Below are 26,345 nucleotides of genomic sequence, written 5' to 3' on the forward strand. Positions count from 1 at the left end.
CAAAATCTAAAAATGATATAATCAAAAAATAAGACTTTTATCGAGGTGAAGCTATGAAAAAAACTTTTAAGCTATTTTTTATGTTATTCATTCTCACCCTCTTTATTACTCAAGCCTATGCTAAAGAATATAGAATAAAGGAAGCTAAAATTTTCTACACCATATATCCCACTGGAGAAATTGAAGTTATTAACAATTTAACTTATGTCTTTTCAGGCTCTTTTTCTAAAGCGTGGATTACTATTCCTAAGGGTAAATATAAAATAAAAGATATATCAGTGGAAGAAGTGCTTGGAGAAAGAAGGATTTCTTATATATACAATCCAGAAACTTCTGATCGAATTCCCAATACCTTTGATGCTGTACAGGATAGTAAGCAATATAAGATAAGCTGGTTTTATAGAGCTAACAATGAAGAAAAGACCTTTAGTATAAGATATAAACTTGTAGAAGCTCTTAAAGTTTATGACGATGTAGGAGAGTTTTATTGGAAAGTATGGGGAGGAGAGTGGGATATAGGTCTTCCTGCTCTATGGGTGGAGGTAAATTTACCTTCTGAAATTAAAAGTATAGATGAAGTAAATTACTGGCTTCACCCTAAAGTAGAAGGACAAATTGGTATCAGAAAAGATTATAAGGGTATTGTTGCTTATGCAGGAAAAATTCCACCCCGTCAATGGGTAGAGGTAAGAGTTGTTTTCCCAAGAAGTTATTTGAAAGATCTTGATCCTTTTAAAGTGCAACTTATCTCTCAAAAGGGGAGAGATTTAATAATTTCTGAAGAGGAAAATTGGAAAAGACAAGAGGAACAAAAATTAAAAGTTGTAAATACTCTTCAAAAAGTTTTTATTTTTGCATATATAATATTACTCCTTTTAGGTTTCTACTTTCCCTTTAAGGTTTATCGTAGATATGGAATAGAGCCCAAGGTTGAATATTATAGGGATTATGAACAAGAACCACCAGCAGATATTCCTCCCGCCTGGGTAGAAATGCTTATTAATCAGAGTTCTTATCTTTCTTCTAATTCAATAGTAGCATCTACTTTGGAGCTTGCAAGAAGAGGATATATAAAAATTCAAGAAGAAATAAAGGAAGGATTTTTAGGAAGTAAACATAAAGAGTACAAGATAATAATTACTAATAAAGAAATAGAAAAAGATCTTTCCGAAGAATTGAAGCTTTTACTTTATGAGTTTAAAAAAATGGGTAATGAATTTTACATATCAGAATTAAGAAAGAAGAATCTTATAGATTTCAAGAAGGATTTTGATAATACAGTTAAAAATCATGTTTACAAAGAAAAGAAGTGGATAAACGAGGAAGGTAAATGGGATCTTTTTAAGATTATGTTAGTATGGGTCTTTGTAGGTTTATTTTATTTATTTATCTTTATGCTTTTCGAGATCTTAAGGAAGGAGCTTTTCTTATTTAGTATAGGATTATGGGGAACATTAATATTAAATATTATAATATCTGTTATTTTTATATATCCTGTTCGAAGATATTCTGAAGAAGGAAAACTTCTCGCTTTAAGATGGAAGGCACTTAAGAGGTTCTTAAAGGACTTTTCTCTTATATCTCAGCATCCACCATCTTCCTTAGTTTTATGGGAGAAATATCTTGTTTATGGAACTGTCCTTGGAGTTGCAAAAGAAGTATTAAAAGCCATGCAAATGTTAAATGTGCCCATTGAGAATATAAGTTGGTATAATCCTGTTTATAGCAGTTCCATAGGGAATTTGTCAGATTCCTTTGAAAGTTTTACTTCTTCTTTTGAAGCTTTCAGTAGTGCCTTTTCAAGTAGTATAGCTTCTTCCACTGGAACATCTTCTTCAGGAGGGGGAGGGGGTGGTGGAGGTGGGGGTGGAGGTGGAGCAGACTAAAAATATTTATAAAGAAGGGGTGATTTAATGTTTGAAAAGTTAAATGAATATTGGAAAGCTTGCTGTTATCTATCCGCTGGTATGATCTATTTATGGGATAATCCTCTTTTGAAGGAACCTTTAAGATCTGAACATATTAAGGAGAGACTTTTGGGGCATTGGGGAGCAAGTCCTGGACTTTCTTTTGTTTATGTACATGGTAATAGAGTAATTAATAAGTATGATTTAAATTGTATATTCATAGCAGGACCTGGACATGGTGCTCCTGGTGTTGTGGCACCAGCATACTTAGAGGGTACTATAAGTGAACTTTATTCTCAATTTAGTCAGGATGAGGAGGGTATAAAAAATTTATTTAAGGCTTTTTCTTTTCCTGGTGGGCTTGGAAGCCATTGTACTCCAGAACTTCCTGGATCTATTCAAGAAGGAGGAGAATTAGGTTATGCTCTTTCTCATGCCTATGGAGCAGTATTCGATAATAAGGATCTTATTGCTATAACAGTAGTTGGAGATGGAGAAGCAGAAACTGGACCTTTAGCTACATCCTGGCATTCTAATAAATTTTTAAATCCTTTACGAGATGGAGCAGTACTTCCTGTTCTTCTTCTAAATGGATATAAAATTAATAATCCAACTATCTTGTCGAGAATAAGTAATGAGGAATTATTATCCTTATTCAAAGGTTATGGTTATGAGCCATTTATGGTAGAAGGAGAAGATTCTTTAGAGGTACATGAAAAGATGGCTTCTGCTATGGATATGTGTGTGGAGAAAATACTTAATATTTGGGATACCGCAAGGAGTCAGAATAAACCCTTCAGACCTTTCTGGCCCATGATTATATTAAGAACTCCAAAAGGATGGACTGCCCCAAGAAAAGTAGGAAATCATTATATTGAGGGATATTGGAGAGCTCATCAGGTACCTTTTTCTGATGCAAAAGAAAATCCAGAAACATTGAAAGTCTTAGAAGAATGGTTAAGAAGCTACGAACCTGAGAAACTTTTTACAAAGGAAGGAAAATTAAGAGAAGATTTGAGAGAATTATCTCCTAAAGGTAATAAGAGAATGAGTGCTAATCCTCACGCTAATGGGGGAGTTTTAAGAAGAGAGTTAAAGCTTCCTGATATCAGAAAAATAGCAATAGAGGTGAAAGAGGCAATTAAAACTTCTGCAGAAAATACAAGACCTCTTGGTATATTCTTGAAGGAAATTATTAAACTAAATCCCGATAATTTTAGAGTGTTTGGGCCTGATGAAACAAAGTCAAATAGAATTGATGCAGTATTTGAGTTTGGAAAAGCTTGGATGGCTGATATATTACCTGAAGATGAAGATGAAGGATTTCTTACTCCCTTTGGAAGAACCATGGAAATCCTTTCGGAGCACACTATAGAAGGATGGCTTGAGGGATATCTTCTTACTGGAAGGCACGGATTTTTAAATACTTACGAAGGTTTTGCTCCTATTATATCCTCCATGGTAAATCAATTCGGAAAATGGCTTGATATTTCCTCTGATGTACCTTGGAGAGCACCTATCTCTTCTCTTAATCTTCTTCTTACATCCGTAGTATGGAGACAGGATCATAATGGCTTTACTCATCAGGATCCTGGTTTTATTACTTCTATTGTAGATAAATGGCCTAACGTAGTAAGAGTTTACTTTCCTCCTGATGCTAATACTCTTCTTTGTACTGTATGGCATTGTTTCCAGACTACTAATCGTATAAACATTATTGTTATAGATAAGCAAAAGCATCCTCAATATTTAAGCATAGAAGAAGCCTTTAAACATGCTATGAAAGGCATAGGAATATGGGACTTTGCTAGTAATCATCCTGAGGAAGATCCCGATGTAGTAATAGCAAGTTGTGGAGATATACCTACAAAGGAAGCAATATGCGCTGTGAAAATTTTAAAGAAACTTTTCCCTGAACTTAAAATAAGATTTGTAAACGTAGTAAATCTATTTACTTTAACTCCTAATACGGAGCATCCCGATGGACTTACCGATAAGGAGTTTGATTCTTATTTTACAAAAGATAAGCCAGTAATCTTTAATTTCCATGGTTACCCATGGCTTATTCATAGACTTACTTACAGGAGAACTAATCACAGAAATATTCATGTAAGAGGATATAGAGAAAATAGAAAGATAGGAATAGACGCGGGATATTTAACGCCCTTTTTAGAGGGAAGAGGTGGAATAACAACTCCAATGCAACTTGCTATACTAAACCAGATAGATAGATTCAGTATAGCCATGGATGTTATAGAAAGGGTAGAGAGCTTACAAAGTAGAGGAGGATATTATAAAGATCTTTTAAAGAATAAGCAGATTGAGGCTTTGGAATATGCTTATCAGAATGGGGTAGATAAAGAATTTGAAGATTTTGAATGTAAATAAGATAAATGTTTAATAATTAAGGGAGAAGAACCTTTTGGGGGAGGGGGACTAACTCTTTATATACTCGAAAGTTTTTTAACCTGGTAAAGTAAAAGCAACCTAATAAAATTTTAAAAGATTTTTAATTTATTTTTAAATATTATCCTTTAGAATGAATAAAAAGAGGTGAGGTTTTCATGAGTGTAAAAAATTATGAGATTACAAAAGAAGTCTATCTTATTAGAGAAGATTCTACTAATTTTTCCCTAAATAGCTATCTCATAGATATTTCCTCAAAGAATAAGATATATAAAATACTCATTGATCCTTTACCTTATAAATACTATGAAGAATTTATAAAAATATTAAAAGAATCATGGAAAAAGGATGATATTAAATTCATCTTTATAAGCCATGAAGAATCAGGAATTTTATCCTCTATTCCAGAAATTTTAAAAATTTTTCCAGATGTCACTATTATAGCCTCTAAAGATATGTGTAAATATCTTAATATATATGGAATAAAAGAGGAACAGTTTCATCCCATTGAATTTATTCCTAATAAAAAGATTAAGTTAGAATCTAATGAGATGTATTTTTTCCATATTCCTTTTTGTACCTCAAGTTCTTCCTATATTCTTTATTATAGAGATAAAAATATCTTATTTACAGGTAATTTTCTTAGTGGCTTTATAGTAAGGAAAGATGGTGAAATATTTGCTTCAGAGAGTTCTATATTAGGAATAAAGATGTTTCATGAGTACCATATTTCAAATAGCTCGGTATTGAAAAATGCTCTTAATATTTTTGGAATGTTAGAAAATATTCCTGAGATAACTTTTCCTCATCATGGATATTTAATTAGAAAAAATCTTTTAGAGAAAATTTTCAAAGAGCTAAATGATCTAAAAGTTGGTCTTGAGTATATTAAGGATATGGAACTTACAGGAGAAAAATACCTTTTGGCATTAAATGAATTTCTAAAAGAAGTAGAAAAGGAGTTGGGGCATAAGTATGTACTTAGCAAGCTTCAAAAATTAAATGTGAGTTCTTCTCTTTATATGGAACTTTTTAATATAGAAGGTGGTATAATAACGGAAGTAAGAATAAACCCTTCTACTGCCTTTGACCTAATTACTAAAAAAGTAGAGGAAGATTTAGAACCAGATAAAAGAAGACTGTGGGAAAATAAAATAAAGGATATTTTAGAAAAATATGGATTAGAGAGAGAAGAAAAAATAGAGGAAAAGGATTGGTTTATGGCTAGGTTTGAAAAGTTTTTGGAAACTTTTTCCCAACTTCATAAGCTTTAATTTTTTAATAATTAAATAGGAGGATAAAAAAGATGCCAAAAGTTCTTATTATTTTTGATAGTTTTAGTGGAAATACTAAGAGGATGGCAGAAGAGGTAGCAAGAGGAGTAATGGAGGTAGAAGGTGTAGAAGCTACTGTTAAACATGTAGAGGAAGCAAAGGGAGAGGATTTGTTGAAGTTTGATGGATTAATTGTGGGATCTCCTACTCATTGTGGTGTAGTTTCTTGGAGGATTAAAAAGTTTTTTGATGAGAATGTAGATATTGCATGGGGAAGAGTAAAGGGAAAAATTGGAGCAGCTTTTACCTCCTCTGGAGGACTAGGAGGAGGAAATGAATTTGCTCTTCTTTCTATAATTTCTCTGCTTATGAACTATGGATATTTGGTTTTTGGACTGCCTGATTATTCTGCCCCCAAGGTTACTGCTCACTATGGAGCGGTAGCAGTGGGAACGCCACAAGTTGCAGAGTTAAAAGCTTGTAGAATGCTTGGAAGGCAGATGGCAGAATATTTGAAGATGATTAAAAGAGATTAATCTTATTTATCTTATTAAAAACTCGCAATTTACTACTGCAGTAATTTCTTTATCAATAGAAGTAGTATCATTAATTCCATAGTCACTTACTTCTGTTGAATATAATGGAGTTATTTGAAAAACTCCCATATAGGCTGATCTTAATCTTTCTACTTTCGTTCCAGTACTTTTTGCAATTTGCTCTGCTCTTTTTACTGCATCTTCTGTAGCTAAGGAGAGCATTTCTATTTTGAGATCTGCAAGTTTAGTATAGAAATATTGAGGAGGAAGAGATTCAAACTGTACACCCACATTAATAAGTTCTGTAGATTTCCTAGAAAGTTCTGTAATTTTATCTATTTCTTTAGAAGTTATCTCTATTTTTTGGGATAGTCTATAGCCCTCTACTCTAGTAGTTGTAACACCATTCGGAAGAATTTCGTAGATAACTGTTGTAGAAATAGAAGAAAAAATAATATCTTTTTCTGAAAGTCCTTTATTTATAAAATAATCTTTTACCTTCTTTTGACTCTCTGAAAGAAGTTTATATGCTTCTTTTAAAGTCTTTGCTTCTACAGTATATATTCCTGACCATTTAACAAGATCTGATCTTATCTGCTTTTTAGCAGAACCTGTCACTCTTATTATTTTACTTTCTGATCTGAAGTTTATAAGTCCTTGAGCTATAAAGTAAGAAGAAAGGGTTAAAGATATACCAAATAAAGGGGAAGATTAATTACAGATTAGTTAGAACATACTTGCAAAATCTCTCCTATGAATTATAATTTATAAAAATTTTAGGGGAAAAATAATGTTTGTAAATATTTTTTTGTTTTTAGCAGGTTTGGTTCTTTTGATTATTGGGGCGGATAGGTTTATTCATTATCTAAAATTATTAGCGAAAAAATTAAATATCAATGAATTTATTATAGGGCTTTTTTTAGCAAGCTTTGCCACCACTCTTCCAGAAATTACTGTATCTATTATCTCATCAATACAGGGAAATAGCACCATTGCTTTAGAAAATGCGTTGGGAAGTGTTCTTGTAAATATAGCTTTTATTCTTGGAATTTCCTCAATTCTAATTCTTAAGTAGCGGTAGGATCCCTTCCTGAATTTGCAAATTCTATAGTTTCCATTATAAAGAAAACTCCTAATATAGGGGCTGGCAATATATTAGAAGCTAACATCTTAAATATATTAATAGTAATTGGGATTGCATCCATGATAACTCCTATAAAGGTAGATCAAAATTTTGTTAAATTTACCATATCTCTCAAAAAGATAACATCCTTGGAAAAAACAGGCCTAATATTTTCTAAACTTTCCTTTCTCTTAGTTTTATATTTGTAATGTTAATCCCAAATCTTAATGAGATTTTTTTAATTTTTAATTCTATAAAATTCCCACTTCTTCCAGTATTAACTTTAGAAGATCTTTGAAGTTTTTATCCTTTAATCCCTCTCCGTGGGCAGGGGTAAGACAGATAACTTTTCCCTCTCCAAAATTATGGGTCCATCCTGCAATAGATCTTCCATCGGAAGATTCAGATCTTAAAAAAACCTTTGTATTTTTCTCATCGCATTCCACAAAATAATGCTCATCTACTATTTCAAAATCTATTCTTTTACCTAGAAATAAATTTTGAGAATAATATCTTACTTTATTCTGTTTCTCAGGATGATATTTAAAATATCCCTTTATTAACTTTATATAAGATCCATCAGGAGAATAGCTTGCCAGTCCTGAATGCCATGAGAATAATATTCCTCCATTTTTCACATATTTTACTATTTCTTCTTCTATCTCACTACTCATCCATGTTTTTATCTCTTTATCCTCAGGATTAATTCTGTTTTCCCTTGCAATTATAACAAGAGAGGGTTTTTCTAAAAGAGCATTTAGAAAATACTCAGGCTTTGAATCTATAATTCCTATCTCCGAAAAAGGTTTTAAAATATCTTTTAAAGTATTTAAAAAATCGTCATGATTATGATAATAATCTCCTAATAAAGTTAAAACCTTTCGCATAAAATCCTCCTAATCATTTTCTAATAATTCAATTATAAATTTTAATGAATTTAAAGTATCCATATAAGCATATCTTCCACCTTCATACTCTCCCCTTTGGACAACTTGTATTCCTAAGTCTTCAAAATTTTTTAATATTTCCTTCATTCCTTTAATCTCAAATCCCAAATGATGAATTCCTTCTCCATAATTATCTAAAAACTCTCTCCATGTAGATGGATTCTCATCGGGTTCTATAAATTCAATTACTATATTTTTAAGATGAAAAAAGGCAAGTTTTGCTCTAGCATAAGTTGGTTCTCCTTTATATTCTGTTTTACTTTTCTCATAAACATCGGTAATGATTATATCGGGCTTTTCTAATCCAAAAATTTTGGAAAATTCATTACAGGCTTTTTCAATATTGGAAACCACAATTCCAATTTGGGCAACAAGATCTAAATTCAATATATTTTTCATGTTAACCTCCTTATAAAAGTATAATAACAATACTTGAAATATTACTAATCATTATAAATCCTTCAGGACTTATAAGGAAAGATAGATATTTGACATTTCCTTTTTTCCTTTCTATAATTTATACTAAAAAAGTATAAATAATTGGAGGAAAATATGAAAAGAATTTATTTGGATTATGCAGCCACAACTCCCATAAGACCAGAGGTATGGTCCGCTATGGAGCCCTTCTTAAAGGAGATTTATGGAAATCCATCAAGTCTCCATAGTTTTGGAAGGGAATCAAGAGTTGCTATTGAAGAAGCAAGGGAAAAGATTGCAAAAGCAATTTCTGCAAAACCTGAAGAAATAATATTCACAAGTGGAGGGACAGAAGCAAATAATATGGTATTAAAGGGGGTTGCATTTGCCCTTCAAGATAAGGGAAAACACATTATAACTACTCCTATAGAACATCACTCGGTTTTGGAACCTTGCCATTTTTTAGAAAAATTAGGTTTTGAAATAACCTATCTTCCTGTGGATAGAACAGGATTGGTAGATCCAGATGATTTAAAAAAGGCAATAAGAAAGGATACTATATTAATATCTATAATGCATGCCAATAATGAGATAGGAACTATTGAACCCATAAAGGAGCTTTCCCAAATTGCCAAGGAAAGGGAAATTTATTTCCATACTGATGGGGTACAAACCGTTGGGCATATTCCTGTTAATGTGAAAGAATTGGGGGTAGATTTTCTATCAATCTCCGCTCATAAATTTTATGGACCTAAAGGTGTCGGAGCCTTATATGTAAGAAAAGGAGCAAGATTTTATCCACTTCTTCATGGTGGAGAACAGGAAGGAAGAAGAAGGGCTGGTACAGAGAATGTGGCAGGAATTGTTGGTATGGGAAAGGCACTAGAACTTGCAATATTGGAACTTGATAAGGAGATGGAAAGATTAACAAAATTAAGAGATTATTTTATATCAGAAGTAGAGAGAAGAATTCCTGATTCCTATTTGAATGGCGATAGAACTAAAAGATTGCCAAATAATATAAATTTCAGTTTTGCATATATAGAAGGAGAAGCTTTACTTTTAAATCTGGATATGGAAGGAATTGGAGTATCTACAGGTTCTGCTTGTAGCTCCAGCTCTTTAGAACCTTCCCATGTTCTTTCTGCTATTGGAGTTCCCATAGAATTGGTTCATGGATCTCTAAGATTCACCTTAGGACTTTGGACTACAAAGGAAGATTTAGAGTACACCTTAAATATTTTAGAAAAAACAGTAAACAAATTAAGGGAAATATCTCCATATAAGCAAGGGTGGACATTAAAGAGTGAAAGATAGAGTTATTGTAGGAATGAGCGGAGGAGTAGATAGTAGTGTATCTGCCCTTCTTCTTTTGAAGGAAGGATATGAAGTTATAGGATTAACTATGAATATATCTCCCAAAATAGAGAAAGATAGTGCCTGCTGTTCTTTATCCTCTATAAATGATGCGAAAAGAGTTGCCCATCAATTGGGAATCCCCCATTATGTGATAAATCTTAAAAAGGAATTTGAGGAGATAATTATAAAATACTTCGTAGAGTCCTATTTCAAGGGTTATACTCCCAATCCCTGTATGTTCTGTAACAGATTTATAAAATTTGGATTCCTAATGAAAAAGGTAGAAGAATTAGGAGGAAACTATTTTGCTACAGGGCATTATGTGAGAAAGGTCTGGGATGAGAAAAGAAAGGTATTTTTGTTAAAAAGGGCAAAGGATAAGAAAAAGGATCAATCATATTTTTTAGCTTATCTTACTCAGGAACAAATTGAAAAGTCTCTTTTTCCCTTAGGAAATTTAACCAAGGAAGAAGTAAGAAAAATAGCAAGAGAAAATAATCTTATAGTATCAGAGAAGATAGAAAGTCAGGAAATTTGTTTTCTTCCTGATAATGATTATAGAAAGTTTTTATTAATATATGGAAAGGAAAAAAAGGGAAAAATAGTAACTGAGGAAGGAAAAATAGTGGGAGAACACAAAGGAGTTTTTCATTTTACCATTGGCCAAAGAAGAGGATTAAAGGTTGCCTTAGGAAAGCCTGTATATGTGAAAAGAATAATTCCCGAAGAAGGTATTGTGATTGTGGCAGAAAAAGAAAAGATCTTTTCCAAGGAAGTATATGCTAAAAATGTTAATTTCCCTTCGGGAATACCTAAGGAAAAGGAAATAGAAGTTGAAGCCATGATTCGCTACAATATGGAACCTCAGCCTGCCCTTCTAAAGATTCTTTCCGAAGAAGAAATTTATGTGACCTTTAAAGAGCCTCAATGGGCGATAACTCCAGGACAAATTTTAGTCTGTTATAAAGATGATTATGTATTATGTGGGGGAATTATATCCTAATCTCTTAAATCCCATAATTTTGTACTCTAATCCTTAACTACTGATAAGGAATTTACTCTTACTCCTTAAATTCTTCTACCAATTCATTTTTCTTCCTAAATAATCCATATAAATATCTTTATCATTGATATCCCATTCCCTAAGAGAAAGTTTAAATATACCCTCTGCAGATTCTTCGGGAGAAATATCTGCAGAAGGTCCTCCCATATCTGTTCTCATCCATCCAGGATGAATAACTAGAACCTTTACTCCTTTATTTTTACTATAATTTTGAAGAATCATGGAAAGCATATTTAAGGCAGACTTTGACATACAATATCCATATTCTCTGTCTCTCCAGCAATCTCCAATACTTCCAGCCTCAGAGGATATATTAATAATAAGTTTTTTATTACTTCTCTCTACTAATGGATAAAAATATTTTAAAACCCTTAAAGGACCTACAGAATTTACATTTAAAGTCTCAATTACCTTTTCTATTTCAATACTCTCTATGGTTTTGGATCTATCCTCAAGGTATATAGCTGCATTGTTTATAAGAATATCTATAAAAGGAACTTTTTCTTTTATTAGATCATAAGCAGATTTTACAGATTCTTCGGAGGAAACATCCATGGGAAAAAGGATTAAATTTTTATCTTCAGAGATCTCTTTAAGATACTCCAAATCCCTTCTGTAGGTTGCTATAACCTTATGTCCTTCTTTTAGATAAATCTTTGTTAGGGAAAAACCTAAACCCTTTGATGCTCCTGTTATCAAAACATTATAACTCATCTCTTTCCCTCCCATAAGTTTTGTATATAATTATACTATTATGAAGTGGATTGAAGTAATCATTAAGACAAAAAAAGAAGCAGAAGATGCTATTTATAACCTATTAGAAGGAATGGGAGCAAAGGGAGTTTCTATTGAGGATGGAATTATAGAGAGTTCCCTGTCTTGGGACTATATAGATGAAGAACTCCTTAAGAGAGATTACACCTTAATAAAAGCATATTTTCCTGAAAATATTAATATCAATGAAATTTTATTTCATATAAAAGAAGGATTAACTTTAATCTCCCATTATCTTGATACGGGAAAGGGAGAAATAGAAATCCGTTTTTTAGATGAAGAGGACTGGGCAAAAGCTTGGAAAAAGTATTATAAGCCTGTGGAAATTGGGAATATAGTAATTGTTCCCTCTTGGGAAGAATATAAAGAAAAAAACAAAGTGGTAGTAAAAATTAATCCTGGAATGGCTTTTGGAACAGGAACCCATGAAACTACAATCTTATGTATTATGGCCCTACAAGAATTTTTAAAAAAGGGAATGGAGGTTATTGATGTGGGAACGGGATCGGGAATTTTAGCAATAACAGCAAAAAAACTTGGTGCCAGAAGGGTTTTAGCTTTGGATATAGATGATATAGCTATTGAAGTAGCAAAGAAAAATGCAATTTTAAATAATGAAAATATTGAGATAATAAAAAGGGACTTAATCGAGGGAATAGAAGATAAATTTGATTTAATATTAGCAAATATAGTTTCTGACACCATAATTAGACTTACTAGGGATATAAAAAGAATAATGAAAGAAAACACTATATTTATCTCTTCGGGAATTATTGAAAGTAGATTAAAGGATGTGGTAGATACATTAAAAGAAAACGATCTAAGAATTTTAGATATAAGAGAGAAAAATTCTTGGTTTCTAATTGTAAGTAAATTAGGAAGCAAGATTTGACCTTGCTTCCCTTTATTATCTTTCCTTATCCCTTTATGGATATTATTGCCTGAGATAAATCTTGAATAGCTCTCGTTAAACTTTCCAATCTATACTCTATTCTTAAAAGAAGAATTAAGGAAACCACAATGGGAAAACCTAAATTACTTATTATTTTTACTAACTCATCCATTTTAAACCTCCACATGGATATAATTTTTCTTTTCATCCAATTTAATAAAGGAAAAGCCTAAGCTTTTAATTATTTCAAAAATTTCCTTTATATTCTCAGAAGTTATATCACAGGCACATCCCTTGGTATGTTTAGAATTTAAAACTCCTCCTATTTTTTTATTATGAGATTCACATCTATATCCACTAGTAATTTTAAAATTTCCTTTACTCAATTGATAAAGTTTTTCTAATTTATCCAAAAGAAGAGGATGAATCATTACCCTTTTACAACATCTACATTGGAAATCTTTTAAATAAAAGTTTTTCGATACTTTTACCTCATTAATTTCAAACATCCCTCACCTCTGGATTTTTAACTGCTAAAATAATTTTTGAAATTAATAAGGGAAGAAATTCCTTTTCAAAAAATACAGGAAGACACTCAGGACATACAGGAATATCGTCTATAAAAAACATAAAATTCTTTTTACTTTTACAAATTTTACAGGTATAATTAGGAAAAGATTGATAAAGAAAACTAAACTTAAATTTTAACTTGTTAACTAAGGCTTCAAGCATTTTATACCCTCCCAGATTACGGCGGGATTTCTCCCGCCGTAAAGATTAATCATAATAATCGCTAATATTTGTTTCTATAACCCTTGCATCTACCTTTGCTACCAAATCTCCTGATCTTCCCTGGAAGATATTCTGACTTATAATAAGGTCCATTGTTTCCAAGAGTTCTTGTTCTGTTACATCATCCTTGGGATCAGGAATTCTTAGAGTAAATCTTCCTCCTCCACTATCTAAGAAAATAAATCTTATATACTTTCTTGAAGATAATGATGCCATCCCTTCTCACCTCCTTTAAATTATAGTTCTACTAACTCTTCATCATTGGTCCTAATGATTTTTACCAAAGGATACTTCTGAAGGCTTGCTAATTTTTGAGCGATAGAAAATACAGAGGAATCAGACGCACTTGGTTTCACGTTATTAAAACTTCTACTTCTTACAACAGGATTCCCCTGCTGGGTTCCCACCTGAACCCTTAAAATCAAACGAGAATTATAGGGAATAGAATTTACTGGCATTTTTTCACCTCCTTTCCTCAAGCTTTCTATTAAATATAGGGGGAATGTGGGCGACATAATGATATAATGAAAACATGGTAGGAAGAAGTTGGAAAAGAATTTTAGAGGGAGATAGGATCAAAAATTTTCTTATAAGCGCTGGTGGAATAGAGGAAGCACCAAAAAGTGAATATGAATTATGGAGGATAAAACTTCTTTCCTCTACTTTTATTTATTATAAAACAGGAACTTTATATTCTACCCCTTCAGAGGAAATTAAAAAAATTTGGGAAAAAATAGATTCCCTTTTGGGAGGAAGATTTGAGATTCCCACAAAAAATTATCTTATGGGATTTGATGAGACAGGAAAGGGAGAAATTGTTGGTCCATTAATCTTAGTGGGAGTTTTATTTAAGAGAGAACTTTTTAATAAAATTGATTACATAATAAATGCGTCAGATACAAAAAAGAGCCATGATTTTTATTATTGGAATAGAATTTATCAAGAATTAAAACTATTAAAGGAATTTCATTTTGAGTATTTGGAGATATCAGAAAGGGAACTGGATAAATTTAATATTAATGTATTAATGGATAGAGGATATAAAAAATTGATAAATAATCTTTTAAAGAGGATAGATCCATCAGAAGTTAGAATAGTTATAGATGACTATGGTATAGGAAAATCCTTAAGAGAATTTTTAAAAAATATTCCTTCAGAGATCATAATAGAAAATAATTCTGAGGAGAAATTCTTAGAAACCCGATGTGCCTCCATAATAGCAAAGGCAATTAGGGAAGAAAAAATTAAAAGAATAAGGGAAGATGAAAGATACATAATAGAGGGAAAGGATTTTGGCTCAGGAAATTTGGGAGATGAAAAAACAAGGGAATGGCTGAGAATCTGGCATGAAAAAAAAGGAGAATTTCCTGATTTTGTTAGAAAATCATTTTTGAGAAAATGGAAAATGAAATAGAAGAAGAAAATTAAGAAGCCTGAGTTTTCAGCTCCAAAATTCTATCTATTCGGAAAACCCTATTTTCTTTTCTTTCAAAACAGTAGGCATAAACTCCCAAAAATGATTTTCCTTTATATTCATACTCACCCACTTTATGTTTTTCCCTGACTTTTATGAATAGTTACCGCCCATGCTAATTTTAAGGGATATTGAGTAAAAGAACCTACCACTTCTGTATCAATGGTTTTCCTTTCTTCATCATAAATATAATGAAGGATTTCCCAAGTATAAGGAAAAACTTCTTCAATTCTTCCCTGAGGAAATTCAACTCTTATTATCTCTCCCGATTTTATATCAACAACCTTTCCTACAGAACCATTCACCCATCTTCCCAAGCTATCATTATTAAGCATCATAACCTGAGCAACCTTTATGTCCCCTTTTATGCTTGCTATCCACTCATATTTTTCCCTTTTAAATTCTTTAGTTGTTCCATATTTATCTTTGCTGCAGTCTCATTACAAGGAGTGAGACAAATCATGTAATCCTCAAAAGAAATTGAATCCTTCACCACTCTACTATTTAATAACTCTAAGCTCTCATCGGTTACCATATTTCTTCTTATCTCATTTAAAAGATTTATAAATTTTTCATCCTTCAAAGGGAACTCCCTTTTCCCTTCCATTTAATCTTAAAAAATAATCCACACAATTTAGTAGATTTTCCTGTTTATTCGTATTCTCCATTAAATCTAAAGCCTTTTTAAATTATTCATTTAGCTCAATCTACATTTTTATAATCTAGAAATTTTTCCACTCTCTTCCATCTTTTCTAATGAATTCCTCTGCTTCTTTAGGGCCAAAGGAGCCCACTTTATAAATAGGAATATTGGGATCTTCTTTCCAAAATTCTAAAATGGGCTGAATAATCTCCCAAGATTTTTCTATTTCATCATCCCTTATAAATAAAGTCTGATCTCCTTCTATTATATCAATAAATAAAGTCTCATAAGCATCTATATTAGGAGCAGACCATTCCATTATATTAGGAAGGGGACAGGATAATATACTCTTACCTAAAGGTCTAAGTTGAAATCTTAATATTATTTTATTCTCTGGTGATATTTTAAAACCAATAATATCCTCTTCGGGAATACAATCTAATATTTTTGAAAAAAGTCCTGGAATTTTTTTAAATACTACTATGGCAGAGGTATCCTTTTTACAAAGTTTTTTTCCTGTCCTTAGATAAAAAGGAACACCATCCCATCTTAAGTTATCTATATAGATCTTTAAGGCACAATAAGTTTCTGTTTTGGAATTTTCTAGAACTCCCCTCTCTTCTTTATATCCTTCGTATTGTCCCCTTACTGCATATTTGGAAACTTCTTCATATTTTATTTCTCTAATGCTTCTTAAAACTTTTATTTTTTCATCTCTTATAGCCCTTTCTTCAATACAGCAGGGAGGTTCCATGGCAATAAGGGTTAGAATCTGAAGAAGATGATTTTGTACCATATCCCTTAAGGCCCCTACTTTATCGTAATAATTTGCCCTTCCCTCAACTCCTATGTCCTCCAATGCGGATATCTGCACATGATCTATAAAATTTCTATTCCATATCCCTTCAAAGATGATATTGGAAAATCTTAATCCAAATATATTTTGAACCGTCTCCTTTCCTAAGAAATGATCAATCCTATATATTTCTTTTTCCTCAAAATATTCTTTAAGTAGTAAATTTAATTCCTTAGCAGAGGTAAGATCCATTCCAAATGGTTTTTCTATAATTATCTTTCTCGGATTCTTAAAATTTTTTAAAAATTTTCCTAGATTTCTTAAAGTATCTTTAAAAGTAAAAGGAGGAATAGCAAGATAAAAGATTAACTCTTCTTCTGATATAAAATCTTTTAAATTTTTGTAGTCTTCTTCTTTTTCCAAATTCAGATTAACATACTCCAAAAGAGATAAAAATGAATTATCAGAAGAAACTTCCTTTGAGATAATATCAATGAACTCTTTTTTTCCAATATTTTCTCTTCTTCCTGTTCCAATGATTTTCTTACAATTTAAAAGACGAAAGTTTTTAAAAAGATTATATAGTGCAGGATAAATCTTTTTTCTTGCTAAATCTCCTAACCCTCCCAAGATAAATATATTAAAATCTCTCATCTTTTACCCCTTAAAATCTATATTTAATCTGCTAGCAGTGGGACCCTTTTGGTTTTGGTATTTACTTCCCTTCTTTTTATAATAGGGAACTTCTGCTGGAGTTGTTAGCTTATAAAAAGATATTTGGCATATTCTCATCCCTGGATATAATGCCACAGGAACCCTATTTATGTTAGAAAGTTCCAAGGTAATCTGTCCACAAAATCCAGGATCCACATATCCTGCAGTAGCATGGACTATTATTCCCAACCTTCCAAGACTAGATCTACCATCCACCCTTGCCACAAGAAAATCAGGAAGTCTTACAGTCTCAATAGTTGTTCCCAAAACAAATTCTCCAGGTCTTAAAAAGAAAGGTTCTTTATCTCTAACTTCAATTATTTCCATAAGTTCTGAGGGATTATCCTTTGATGGATCTATAAAGGCTCTTCCTTCCACTCTAAAATGTAAAAAAGAATTTCCCAGTCTTAAGTCCACAGAGGAAGGCTGAATCTGTTCCTCGGGATTCTCTAAAGGCTCTATTATTAACTCTCCCCTTTCTAAATAATTTTTTATATCCCTATCGCTAAGAATCAATCTTTAAACCTCCCTTTTATAAATTTTTTATATTATACCTTATATTTTATATAATACATATCACCCTTGACTAAAAGTAAAAAATATGCTTGAAATTTTTACTATAAGTAAATATAATAGGATAAATTGGAAAAAGGGAGGGCAAGATGGATTATAATAGTTTATATTTAGCTTACAAACCTCTTCTTTATAAATATCTCTATCTTCTACATTCTAAGGAAATAGAGTGGGAAGATTGGAAACAACAAGGAGAAACAATACTTTTACAACTTCTAAAAAAACATGATGAAACTAAAGGCTCTTTATCCAGCTATCTAAAAAAGAGTCTTTATTATGAGCTTTTACATTATAAAAAGAAAATAATTTCCCAGAATAATTATTATGAAAATTTAGCTTTTGAAAATTACGAATTAGAAAGAAAAATAAACTTGAGAAAACTTTCCAAGAGAGAAAGGGAAGTTATAAATCTTTTATATTTTTCAAGATATAGCGAAAGAGAAACTGCAAAGTATTTAAAAATATCAAGAAGAAGTGTAAGAACTTATAAAAAAAGAGCTTTAAATAAATTAAAAGTCAACAAATTACATGTATAAAAGCTTCTACTAATTTAGGATCAAACTGGATTCCTGCATATCTTTTTATTTCTTCTATTGCTTCTTCTTTTGTTTTCTTCTTTTTATAAGGTCTTCCTGAAGTCATAACTTCATAGGCATCTACAATGGAGAAAATTCTTGAAACAAGAGGAATCTCTTCTCCTCTCAGCCCTTGAGGATACCCAGAACCATTCCACCATTCATGATGGGAAAGAATTAAAGAAGCAATATGAGCTAATTCGTGAGATGCTTCCGCAATCCTATATCCCACTTCAGGATGGGTTTTTATCTCCTTCCATTCTTCGGAGGTAAGTTTATCAGGTTTTTTCAAAATTTCCTTGGGAATAGCAATTTCTCCAACATCATGGAAATGAGCAAGAAGAGTTAATTCTTCCCTTTCCACATCAGAAAGATAGAGAAAATCTGCAATTCTCAAAGATAATTCCTTTATCTTCTCCTCATGGGATCTACTTTCAAAACTATTTTCCCAAAGAAAATTCTTAAGGGAAGAAATCACAGAATCTCTAAAGCTTTTTCCTTCGATTAATTTATTTCTATACATCCTATCTTCTGCAAGTCTTAAAATATCTTCAACCTTTTCCTCTTCTCTTTCTTTTGTAGCAAAGCCCAAGGATATACTTAATTGTATTAAATTGTTATTGTGATTATTATAATTTTCACAGTTTTTCTTAATTCTTTCGCATACCCTTTGAGCAGTAAATCTATCAGTTTTGGGAAGGAGAATAATAAATTCATCTCCTCCCCATCTTGATATAATATCTTCCTTTCTACAGGAATTTCTAAGAATCTTAGAAATGCTTATTAAAAGATTATCCCCCTCTTTATGACCAAAGGCGTCGTTGACAAGTTTTAATCCATTTAAATCTCCCATAATTATACTTAAAGGAAGTTGTCTTTTTGTATCAAGTCTTTTCAATTCCTCTTCAAAAAAGGCTCTATTATATAATCCTGTAAGTTTATCATGAAAGCTTAAATACTTAATTTCCTCTTCCATTTTCTTTTTTTCTGTTATTTCCTGAGTAATTTCCACTGCCCCAACAATTTCTCCCCGCTCATTCTTTACAGGATAACCCTTTATATACCAGACTCTACCATCAAAGGATACTATCTCCCCTTCTTCCATCTTTCCTGTTTCCATAGATCTTTTAACAGGACAACTTTGACAAATATCTTCTCTTTTGTGCCAAAGTTCATAACAACGTCTTCCTATTAAGTCTTCAGGAGAAAGATTAATAGATCTTCCTGCAGATTCATTTGCATAAAGAATATTCATGTTTCTATCATAATATACTATGTGTTCTTCTATGGAATCTAATATAAGTTTTTTATAGAGTTCTTTTTCGAAATCCCTTCGCATATGATTCTTCTCCCTTATACTTTTGTTATTTTATTATAACTCCAATTTAGTAAAAACTAAAAATATTTTCAAATAGAAAATTTTGTTTAAATATGCTAAAATTAAGCCATGGATATATATAGACCCATATTAGTTATATTATTTTGGGGATTAATTTTAGAAATTCTTGTTTTAATTTATTATCTTATACAAGGAAGATATCCCTTTGAATTCTATTTAAATTTAGTGGTTATGGCAATAACTATTATTGGCCTTATATATATATTAAGAAGAATGAAAAGAGAGTTTATGTAAATCAAGAGGAGAAAATTATGGAAACTCAAAAGCTTTTGGGAATTATTTTGATTTCTTTTGGAATATTTTTAATTCTGATAAACTTTAATCTTATTCCAGGTTCAGCTATTCTTTTTATCTTTGCCCTTGGATTTTTATATGCATATTATAAATGGGGAAGAAATCTTGGCTTTTTAATCCCAGGATTAATATTTCTTGCTATTGGAACCTTTACTATTTTAGAGAAAACTTGGAATATAGGAGGAATTTATTTTCTTCTTTTCTTAGGCTTAGCTTTTATCTTTGTTTTCTTACTTCATACATCAAAACTTCCCTCAAAAGATTATGGAGAAAGATACTGGCCTTTGTATCCTGGATTTATCTTAACAGGATTAAGTTTAATATTAATATTTCAACAAAGGCTTGCAATGTATTTAAACATTGTAATACCAATTTTATTTATTTTAATTGGAGTTTTAATGTTAATTAAGGGATTTAAGAAAACATAAAAAAATCCAGGAAAATTAATAAACAATCATCTGAGAAAATTTATTTTCTATAACACAAGTGGCAGCTCCAACTACACAAGTATATTCTCCTAATTTTGAAGTTATAACCTCAGGAAGTGGAGGAAAGGCATGAAGTTTTAGAGCATGTCTGACAGGATTTAATAAAAGATCTCCCGCTTTTGCAAGGCCTCCTGCTACTATAACTAATTCAGGATTAAAGATATTAACAAGATTTGCTATTCCAATACCAAGATAGTCTCCCATCTCATCAAATATATTGAGAATAAATCTGTCCCCACTTTTTCCCGCTTTTATTATTTCTCCTAATATTTTTTCCCTATTTTTATCTTCCATAGATACTTGAGTATAAGCTCTGTTTTTAAGACCGTCTAAAACTTTATCTATCAGTACTTGAGTTGACACATAGGTTTCTAAACACCCATAGTTTCCACAGCGACATTTCTTTCCATCCCTTTCTATAACAGTATGTCCAAATTCTCCTGCTCTATCAGAAAATCCTCTATATAAACTACCATTTATCACAAACCCAGCACTTATTCCACTACCAACCCTAACACAGATAATATTTTCCTTTCCTATCCCAGCACCAAACCAAAGTTCTCCTAGAGTAGCTGCCTTTGTTATATGCTCTAAAAAAATGGGAGTATCAGTGATATATTGAGAAAGATAGGGTTTTATAGGAACATTTTTCCAGAAAAGATTTGGAGCAAAAATACAAATTCCATTTTTTCTATCTAAGGAACCTGGTACTGCAATTCCTAAACCCATTATTTCTTCAATAAGAAAATCCTTTTTTAAAATTTTATAAACTTCTACTACTTTGTTTAATATATTTTGATATTCTAAATTGGAATCTAAAAAAATGACTTCCTTTTTTATAATTTCTCCTCTCAAATTCATAACTATCCCCGTTACCCTATCGTTTTCAATCTCAATCCCCATAGGATATAGATTCGAATCATTCATAGAAAGCTCTATAGGTCTTCTCCCAACTTTTGTTTCCTTTGCAGGGGTCTCCTTAATAAACCCAAAATCCAATAAAACCTCTACAATACTTGAAACTGCAGAAGGACTAAGATTAGTTATTTTTGATATATCGTATCGAGAAATAGGACCTTTGGTTCTAATGGTATTTAGAACCAAAGATATATTTGATTCTCTCATTTTCTTAATATTAATAGATCTCATCATATCACTCCTTTTAAAATTTTCTTTATAAGAAAATATTACTCTTTTCAATATTTATAGTCAATTATTAAATATCTTTACAATAAATCTTGTAATATATTATTATTGTCTATTAAGGAGAACAAGACTATGAAGTTAATTTTAATTTTATTATTTTTACTTATTTTAATAAATCTCGCCTTTGGGGAGGAGGAACTAGATTTAGTACTAAAATATGCGCCAATTATAAAATTTGATGAAAAGGAACCTTTTTTTCCAGTAAGAATTGGGTATACTATTTTTAGAACATCTGGAAGAAGTCCCTCTTTTTCAAGAGATATAAAATTATCAGAGAATGAGATAGCAATAGAATATGCTATATATTGGGATTGGGATATTCAGCATCTCTACGAATTGGAACATGTATGGGTATATATAAAGGATGAAAAAATAACAAAAGTTGAAGCAAGTTGGCATGGTAACTACAAAGAAATGAAAGGAGTAAAAATAATAGGAACCCACCCTATTCTTTACTCCCAACCAGGGAAACATGCCTTTGCCCCATCTCCTTCCTGGTTTCAATCTCTTTTTTTGAAATATCTAATGTTTATTGTCCCATGTAAGAAGAAGGCTGGAAAGGGTGGTATTCTTATCAAATCTATGTTTCATGGATTAATTGAAAAAACACCTGAGGATGATAAATTAGTAGAAATTTACCTAAAAAGATTTGCTTTTAAGCCTACATTTAACTTCATAAAAGAATTTATCCCAGAAAAGGAATTATATGTTCCATGGAAAGATCTATTTGAAGAGATTCCAAAAAGAATTAAGAGCTGGATAGAGAAATTAAGAAAAAAGCAAATTTAAAGAAAATATTTTTGATTCCAATTTTTATTTGTAAACAAAAATTAAAAAAATCATAAAATCTTAAATCTCTTAAAAGAGTCTAGAATTTTTAAAGACATTCTTATAGAATAAAACTATTATGAAAGAGGAGAAAATAGAAAAGAAAATATTAAATTTACAAAAAAACGAAATCACTGAACATTTTATTTATCTTAAACTTTCTGAAAGAATAAAAGATCGTCACAATAAAGAAATATTAATAAAATTATCAAAAGAAGAGAAGGAACATTATAGAAGACTAAGAGATATATCTAAAAAAGATGTAAAACCTAATACTTTCAAGATATGGTTCTATTTTATTATTATAAAAATTTTGGGATTTACCTTTGGACTAAAATTAATGGAGAGGGGAGAGAAATTTGCCCAAAAAAAGTATGAGGAAGTACTAAAAAACTTCCCTGAGATAAAAGAAATTGTTAGTGATGAAAAGGAACATGAAGAAGAACTTTTGGGAATCTTAGATGAGGAAAGACTAAAATATATAGGCTCCATGGTTTTGGGATTAAGTGATGCCTTAGTAGAACTTACAGGTACCCTCGCAGGATTAACCTTTTCTCTAAGAAACAATTCTCTTGTTGCTCTTTCAGTGCTTGTCACTGGAATTTCAGCATCTCTATCAATGGCAGGTTCTGAATATTTATCAACAAAGACCGAAGGAGAAGGTAAAAATCCTATAAAAGCATCTATTATCACAGGATTTACGTATATTTTGTCTGTATTCTTTTTAATTCTTCCCTATTTCTTATTTAAAAACTATATAATTTCCTTTATTTTCACCTTAATTTTGGCTCTTTGTCTTGTTATTTTCTTTACCTTTTATGTTTCTATAGCTCAAGATAAAGAATTTAAAAAACGATTCTTCGAAATGTCCTTTATTATTCTTTCTGTTTCCTTAATAACCTTTATAATTGGACTTTTAATAAAAAGAATTTTAGGAATAGAAATATAAGAGTACTTTGACCTCAATAAGGAAAAATTTTAATAGGCTATCAAAAGAATTAGGCAAATTCTTTCATAATGTTAGATTCCAACTCGAAGATAAAATCTATAAATCTCTTCCCTTTCTCTTAAAAAGAGATTTCGGAATTGAAGTATAAGATTAAATAAAAATCCTTCCTATTTTTATATTCTCTCAACTAAAATTTTCTTCTCCTTACATCTTCCCGCAACACAGTATTTCTCTTTATAATGAGCTATAAATTCATCTTTAAAATATTTAAGAGCAGAACTTATGGGTAAATATACTGACTGTCCCAAAGGACAGAAAGATGTATCTCTCATAACTAAACTTATACTTTCCATCTCTTCTAAATCCTTATCTTCTCCCTCTAAATGCGCAATTTTTTCAATTATATCTACCAATTTCTTAGTTCCTACTCTACAAGGAATACACCTTCCACAAGATTCATGTTTAAAAAAGCGAAGAACACTTTTCATCATATCCACAATACAGGCGGATTCATTCATGACTAAAATAGCACCAGATCCCAACACTGCTGCATATTCCTTCAAATTATCAAAGTCCATCTTAACATCTAACATTTCCTCTCCTAAGAAAGCTCCAGCAGCTCCCCCTACTAAGGCACATTTAAATTTCTTTCCTTCTTGAATTCCACCACCATATTGAAAGATAATTTCTCTTAATGTTGTTCCCATTTCTACTTCTATAAGTCCAGCATTAACAACATTTCCAAGAATTGTATATACTTTTGTTCCAGGACATTTCTCCGTTCCAAATTGTCTAAACCACTGGGCACCATTTAGAATAATATCAGGAACATTTGCTAAGGTTTCCACATTGTTAACTGAAGTGGGCTTTTCCCAGAGTCCTTTTATCACAGGATAGGGAGGTTTTATTCTTGGAATTCCTCTTTTTCCTTCTAAAGATTCAATAAGTGCGGTTTCTTCTCCACAAATATAAGCTCCTGCACCTTTTTTAATATAAATATCAAAAGAAAAGTTAGTCCCAAGAATATTTTCTCCCAAAAGTCCGTAACTTCTTGCGGTATCTATGGCTTTTTGTATCCTTTCTATAGAAAGCTTATATTCTCCTCTAATGTAAATGTATCCCAACCTTGCTCCTATAGCATATCCTGCTAAAGTCATCCCTTCCACAATTCTATAGGGATCTCCCTCAAGAATAAGCCTATCTTTAAAAGTTCCTGGCTCTCCCTCATCTGCGTTACATAAAATGTATTTCTCATCTCCCTGAGCTTTCCTTGTAAATTCCCATTTCAGACCAGTAGGAAAGCCCGCTCCTCCTCTTCCTCTAAGACCAGAATTCTTTACTTCTAAGATTACATCATCAGGAGTCATTTCTGTTAATGCCTTTTCTAAAGCAGAAAATCCTCCCACTGCAATATATTCTTCTATACTTTCAGGATTTATAACTCCACTATTTTTCAAGACTATTCTTGTCTGCTTTTTAGTTAGTCCTACCTCTTCTCTAGATACAAACGGCGGAGGTGTAGCAGTTATAATCAATCTCTTTAATGGCCTTCCTTTAATAAAATGTTCCTCTACCAATTCTGGTATATCCTCAACCTTTACATTTCCATAAAATACTCCTTCAGGATATACAACCATTATTACTCCTTTTCCAATTATTCCAAGAGTTCCCGTTTCTACAACGCAAATTTCTTTATCCAATTTTCTTCTTTTTAGCTCTTCTATAAGTGCGGATTCAACTTCTTTGACTCCTGCAATGATAGTATTAGCATCTATAGATATCAATACATGACTTCTTGGGATAGTCATAACCCACCCCTCTTTTCTTCTAAGATTTTATCAACTTTTTCAGGGGTTAAATTCCCATATACTTCATCATTTATCATAATAGCTGGAGCCACCGCACAAACCCCTAAACAGCTAGTAATTTCTAGAGTAAATATTTTATCCTTTGTGGTCTCTCCCACATCTATCCCTAACTTTTCCTTCAGATATTCCAAAAGAGATTCAGAACCCATAAGGTGACAAGGAGGAGAATCACAAAGTCTTATTATAAATTTTCCTCGAGGTTTTAAACTAAACATGCTGTAAAAAGTTGCTACTCCCTCTACATAACTATAGGGAAGATTTAAATATCGAGCACAAGCAGAAATATCTTCAGGAGTTAAGTAATTATATGGGTTATTGTCTTGAAGAGCATGGAGGATTTCTAAAATATAATCTTGACTCTGAGGAAAACTTTTAATAATTTCCTCCCTCGTACTCATAATGCCTCCTAAAAGAAAGAAGAATATTTCTTATAGAAGAATATCAATTATATATTGAAGTGTCAAGGAGAATAAAAAAGTAATTTCAACTATTCTCGACAAGAGGAAATTATATAATATAATAAATAACTATACCTCAGGGAGAGTTAACTATGGAGAAAACAAAGATCTCGGAAACCAAAGATTATTTTGTAAGAGGCGGTAAAGAATTCTTTTATTTTGCTGACACCTGTTGGAGTGCCTTTACAAATATATCCCTTGATGAATGGAAGTATTATCTAAAATATAGGAAAATGCAAGGTTTTAATGCAATACAGATAGATATACTTCCCCAATGGGATAGAAGCGAAACAGATATCTATATAGATCCCTTTGAAGTATCACCAGAAGGAAAATGGAATTTTAACAAAATAAACGAAAAGTACTTTGAAAGAGCAGAGAATATGGTAGAGATAATGATAGAAGAGGGAATCATACCAGCCTTAGTAGTTCTTTGGTGTAATTATGTACCAGGCACATGGCTAACTAAAATGATGGCAGAAAGAGGAATTTCTCATGTTATTCCTAAAGAAAGTTTAGAAAACTATTTATATTATGTTATAGAAAAATTCAAGAAATATAATCCCATATTTATTATTTCAGGGGATACA

General features: G+C 31.4%; 33 protein-coding genes. 15 read left to right on the forward strand and 18 right to left on the reverse strand.

The features are described from left to right. Positions 1 to 53: 53 nt before the first annotated feature. From NZ841_03320 to NZ841_03335, 4 genes are all read left to right on the forward strand, one after another. On the forward strand, positions 54 to 1,886 hold the full coding sequence (locus tag NZ841_03320) for a DUF2207 domain-containing protein (GenBank protein ID MCS7201788.1): 1,833 nt from the start codon (positions 54 to 56) through the stop codon (positions 1,884 to 1,886). Positions 1,887 to 1,913: 27 nt separating this feature from the next. Further along, positions 1,914 to 4,295, forward strand: coding sequence for a phosphoketolase family protein (locus NZ841_03325; GenBank protein ID MCS7201789.1), 2,382 nt, complete (start codon positions 1,914 to 1,916; stop codon positions 4,293 to 4,295). A 176-nt stretch (positions 4,296 to 4,471) separates the two neighbouring features. Further along, a complete protein-coding gene (locus tag NZ841_03330) occupies positions 4,472 to 5,587 on the forward strand; it encodes an MBL fold metallo-hydrolase (GenBank protein MCS7201790.1) in 1,116 nt (371 codons plus the stop codon). A gap of 32 nt (positions 5,588 to 5,619) precedes the next feature. Then, on the forward strand, positions 5,620 to 6,123 hold the full coding sequence (locus tag NZ841_03335; GenBank protein ID MCS7201791.1) for a flavodoxin domain-containing protein: 504 nt from the start codon (positions 5,620 to 5,622) through the stop codon (positions 6,121 to 6,123). A gap of 6 nt (positions 6,124 to 6,129) precedes the next feature. Here the strand turns inward: NZ841_03335 and NZ841_03340 are convergent, their stop codons facing one another. Then, positions 6,130 to 6,741 carry an SIMPL domain-containing protein gene (locus NZ841_03340; GenBank protein MCS7201792.1) on the reverse strand — a complete coding sequence of 204 codons (612 nt, stop codon included), beginning with the start codon at positions 6,739 to 6,741 and terminating at the stop codon, positions 6,130 to 6,132. Between the two features lie 172 nt (positions 6,742 to 6,913). Between NZ841_03340 and NZ841_03345 the strand changes: the two genes are divergently transcribed. After that, a complete protein-coding gene (locus NZ841_03345; GenBank protein MCS7201793.1) occupies positions 6,914 to 7,198 on the forward strand; it encodes a hypothetical protein in 285 nt (94 codons plus the stop codon). Here NZ841_03345 and NZ841_03350 read toward each other — a convergent pair. From NZ841_03350 to NZ841_03360, 3 genes are all read right to left on the reverse strand, one after another. Continuing rightward, the gene (locus NZ841_03350) at positions 7,191 to 7,328 is read right to left on the reverse strand and encodes a hypothetical protein (GenBank protein ID MCS7201794.1); all 138 of its coding nucleotides are present in this window, start codon (positions 7,326 to 7,328) and stop codon (positions 7,191 to 7,193) included. The two genes, NZ841_03345 and NZ841_03350, sit on opposite strands and share 8 nt — an antisense overlap. A 169-nt stretch (positions 7,329 to 7,497) precedes the next feature. Beyond that, positions 7,498 to 8,133 carry a ThuA domain-containing protein gene (locus tag NZ841_03355; protein MCS7201795.1) on the reverse strand — a complete coding sequence of 212 codons (636 nt, stop codon included), beginning with the start codon at positions 8,131 to 8,133 and terminating at the stop codon, positions 7,498 to 7,500. Between the two features lie 9 nt (positions 8,134 to 8,142). Beyond that, complete coding sequence (locus tag NZ841_03360; protein MCS7201796.1) at positions 8,143 to 8,592, reverse strand: VOC family protein; 450 nt, start codon at positions 8,590 to 8,592, stop codon at positions 8,143 to 8,145. A 153-nt stretch (positions 8,593 to 8,745) separates the two neighbouring features. Between NZ841_03360 and nifS the strand changes: the two genes are divergently transcribed. Next, a complete protein-coding gene (gene nifS / locus NZ841_03365) occupies positions 8,746 to 9,927 on the forward strand; it encodes a cysteine desulfurase NifS (GenBank protein ID MCS7201797.1) in 1,182 nt (393 codons plus the stop codon). Further along, on the forward strand, positions 9,917 to 10,972 hold the full coding sequence (mnmA, locus tag NZ841_03370; protein ID MCS7201798.1) for a tRNA 2-thiouridine(34) synthase MnmA: 1,056 nt from the start codon (positions 9,917 to 9,919) through the stop codon (positions 10,970 to 10,972). The genes nifS and mnmA overlap by 11 nt, the downstream gene beginning before the upstream one ends. A 75-nt stretch (positions 10,973 to 11,047) precedes the next feature. On the opposite strand, the gene NZ841_03375 is transcribed toward mnmA, so the two are convergent. Then, a complete protein-coding gene (locus tag NZ841_03375; GenBank protein MCS7201799.1) occupies positions 11,048 to 11,746 on the reverse strand; it encodes an SDR family oxidoreductase in 699 nt (232 codons plus the stop codon). A gap of 40 nt (positions 11,747 to 11,786) precedes the next feature. Here NZ841_03375 and prmA point away from each other — a divergent pair, with 40 nt between their 5' ends. After that, positions 11,787 to 12,698 (forward strand): 50S ribosomal protein L11 methyltransferase, encoded by a 912-nt coding sequence (gene prmA / locus NZ841_03380; protein MCS7201800.1) that lies wholly within the window; start codon positions 11,787 to 11,789, stop codon positions 12,696 to 12,698. Positions 12,699 to 12,723: 25 nt separating this feature from the next. Here prmA and NZ841_03385 read toward each other — a convergent pair whose 3' ends face one another. Genes NZ841_03385 through NZ841_03405 form a run of 5 tightly spaced genes read right to left on the reverse strand, consistent with a single transcriptional unit; the run spans position 12,724 to position 13,948 of the window. Next, the gene (locus NZ841_03385; protein ID MCS7201801.1) at positions 12,724 to 12,870 is read right to left on the reverse strand and encodes a YvrJ family protein; all 147 of its coding nucleotides are present in this window, start codon (positions 12,868 to 12,870) and stop codon (positions 12,724 to 12,726) included. A gap of 1 nt (position 12,871) precedes the next feature. After that, entirely contained in the window at positions 12,872 to 13,207 is a 336-nt protein-coding gene (locus tag NZ841_03390) for a D-Ala-D-Ala carboxypeptidase family metallohydrolase (protein MCS7201802.1), read from the reverse strand. Further along, on the reverse strand, positions 13,200 to 13,430 hold the full coding sequence (locus NZ841_03395; protein MCS7201803.1) for a hypothetical protein: 231 nt from the start codon (positions 13,428 to 13,430) through the stop codon (positions 13,200 to 13,202). The genes NZ841_03390 and NZ841_03395 overlap by 8 nt, the downstream gene beginning before the upstream one ends. 45 nt (positions 13,431 to 13,475) lie before the next feature. Continuing rightward, a complete protein-coding gene (locus tag NZ841_03400) occupies positions 13,476 to 13,706 on the reverse strand; it encodes a DUF2922 domain-containing protein (protein MCS7201804.1) in 231 nt (76 codons plus the stop codon). Positions 13,707 to 13,726: 20 nt separating this feature from the next. Next, a complete protein-coding gene (locus NZ841_03405) occupies positions 13,727 to 13,948 on the reverse strand; it encodes a DUF1659 domain-containing protein (GenBank protein ID MCS7201805.1) in 222 nt (73 codons plus the stop codon). Positions 13,949 to 14,022: 74 nt separating this feature from the next. Here NZ841_03405 and NZ841_03410 point away from each other — a divergent pair, with 74 nt between their 5' ends. Then, positions 14,023 to 14,904, forward strand: coding sequence for a hypothetical protein (locus tag NZ841_03410; protein MCS7201806.1), 882 nt, complete (start codon positions 14,023 to 14,025; stop codon positions 14,902 to 14,904). 134 nt (positions 14,905 to 15,038) lie between these two features. On the opposite strand, the gene NZ841_03415 is transcribed toward NZ841_03410, so the two are convergent. From NZ841_03415 to dcd, 4 genes are all read right to left on the reverse strand, one after another. Further along, on the reverse strand, positions 15,039 to 15,302 hold the full coding sequence (locus NZ841_03415) for a hypothetical protein (GenBank protein ID MCS7201807.1): 264 nt from the start codon (positions 15,300 to 15,302) through the stop codon (positions 15,039 to 15,041). Between the two features lie 35 nt (positions 15,303 to 15,337). Next, positions 15,338 to 15,547: a hypothetical protein gene (locus tag NZ841_03420; protein ID MCS7201808.1), complete on the reverse strand. Its 210-nt coding sequence runs from the start codon at positions 15,545 to 15,547 to the stop codon at positions 15,338 to 15,340. Positions 15,548 to 15,686: 139 nt separating this feature from the next. Beyond that, on the reverse strand, positions 15,687 to 17,057 hold the full coding sequence (gene zwf / locus NZ841_03425) for a glucose-6-phosphate dehydrogenase (protein ID MCS7201809.1): 1,371 nt from the start codon (positions 17,055 to 17,057) through the stop codon (positions 15,687 to 15,689). A 3-nt stretch (positions 17,058 to 17,060) separates the two neighbouring features. Beyond that, entirely contained in the window at positions 17,061 to 17,633 is a 573-nt protein-coding gene (gene dcd / locus NZ841_03430) for a dCTP deaminase (GenBank protein ID MCS7201810.1), read from the reverse strand. A 146-nt stretch (positions 17,634 to 17,779) separates the two neighbouring features. On the opposite strand from dcd, the gene NZ841_03435 reads away from it, so the two are divergent. Then, the gene (locus NZ841_03435) at positions 17,780 to 18,226 is read left to right on the forward strand and encodes a sigma-70 family RNA polymerase sigma factor (GenBank protein MCS7201811.1); all 447 of its coding nucleotides are present in this window, start codon (positions 17,780 to 17,782) and stop codon (positions 18,224 to 18,226) included. On the opposite strand, the gene NZ841_03440 is transcribed toward NZ841_03435, so the two are convergent. Then, positions 18,207 to 19,604, reverse strand: coding sequence for a diguanylate cyclase (locus tag NZ841_03440; GenBank protein ID MCS7201812.1), 1,398 nt, complete (start codon positions 19,602 to 19,604; stop codon positions 18,207 to 18,209). The two genes, NZ841_03435 and NZ841_03440, sit on opposite strands and share 20 nt — an antisense overlap. A gap of 108 nt (positions 19,605 to 19,712) precedes the next feature. On the opposite strand from NZ841_03440, the gene NZ841_03445 reads away from it, so the two are divergent. After that, positions 19,713 to 19,898, forward strand: a complete 186-nt coding sequence (locus tag NZ841_03445) for a hypothetical protein (protein MCS7201813.1) — start codon at positions 19,713 to 19,715, stop codon at positions 19,896 to 19,898. Positions 19,899 to 19,915: 17 nt separating this feature from the next. Next, positions 19,916 to 20,386 (forward strand): hypothetical protein, encoded by a 471-nt coding sequence (locus tag NZ841_03450; protein ID MCS7201814.1) that lies wholly within the window; start codon positions 19,916 to 19,918, stop codon positions 20,384 to 20,386. Positions 20,387 to 20,401: 15 nt separating this feature from the next. On the opposite strand, the gene NZ841_03455 is transcribed toward NZ841_03450, so the two are convergent. Beyond that, on the reverse strand, positions 20,402 to 21,595 hold the full coding sequence (locus tag NZ841_03455; protein ID MCS7201815.1) for an ROK family transcriptional regulator: 1,194 nt from the start codon (positions 21,593 to 21,595) through the stop codon (positions 20,402 to 20,404). 129 nt (positions 21,596 to 21,724) lie between these two features. On the opposite strand from NZ841_03455, the gene NZ841_03460 reads away from it, so the two are divergent. Both NZ841_03460 and NZ841_03465 read left to right on the forward strand, forming a co-directional pair. Next, positions 21,725 to 22,441 carry a hypothetical protein gene (locus NZ841_03460; GenBank protein MCS7201816.1) on the forward strand — a complete coding sequence of 239 codons (717 nt, stop codon included), beginning with the start codon at positions 21,725 to 21,727 and terminating at the stop codon, positions 22,439 to 22,441. Between the two features lie 118 nt (positions 22,442 to 22,559). Next, positions 22,560 to 23,429 (forward strand): VIT1/CCC1 transporter family protein, encoded by an 870-nt coding sequence (locus tag NZ841_03465; protein ID MCS7201817.1) that lies wholly within the window; start codon positions 22,560 to 22,562, stop codon positions 23,427 to 23,429. A gap of 173 nt (positions 23,430 to 23,602) precedes the next feature. Here NZ841_03465 and nuoF read toward each other — a convergent pair whose 3' ends face one another. Both nuoF and nuoE read right to left on the reverse strand, forming a co-directional pair. After that, the gene (nuoF, locus tag NZ841_03470) at positions 23,603 to 25,237 is read right to left on the reverse strand and encodes an NADH-quinone oxidoreductase subunit NuoF (GenBank protein ID MCS7201818.1); all 1,635 of its coding nucleotides are present in this window, start codon (positions 25,235 to 25,237) and stop codon (positions 23,603 to 23,605) included. Further along, a complete protein-coding gene (gene nuoE, locus NZ841_03475; GenBank protein ID MCS7201819.1) occupies positions 25,234 to 25,695 on the reverse strand; it encodes an NADH-quinone oxidoreductase subunit NuoE in 462 nt (153 codons plus the stop codon). Before nuoE ends, nuoF begins: the two co-directional genes overlap by 4 nt. A gap of 152 nt (positions 25,696 to 25,847) precedes the next feature. Between nuoE and NZ841_03480 the strand changes: the two genes are divergently transcribed. Further along, positions 25,848 to 26,345: DUF4038 domain-containing protein (locus NZ841_03480; GenBank protein ID MCS7201820.1), on the forward strand; the 498-nt coding region annotated here is incomplete at its 3' end.

It is taken from the genome of Dictyoglomus sp. (assembly GCA_025060475.1).
Taxonomy (GTDB): domain Bacteria; phylum Dictyoglomota; class Dictyoglomia; order Dictyoglomales; family Dictyoglomaceae; genus NZ13-RE01.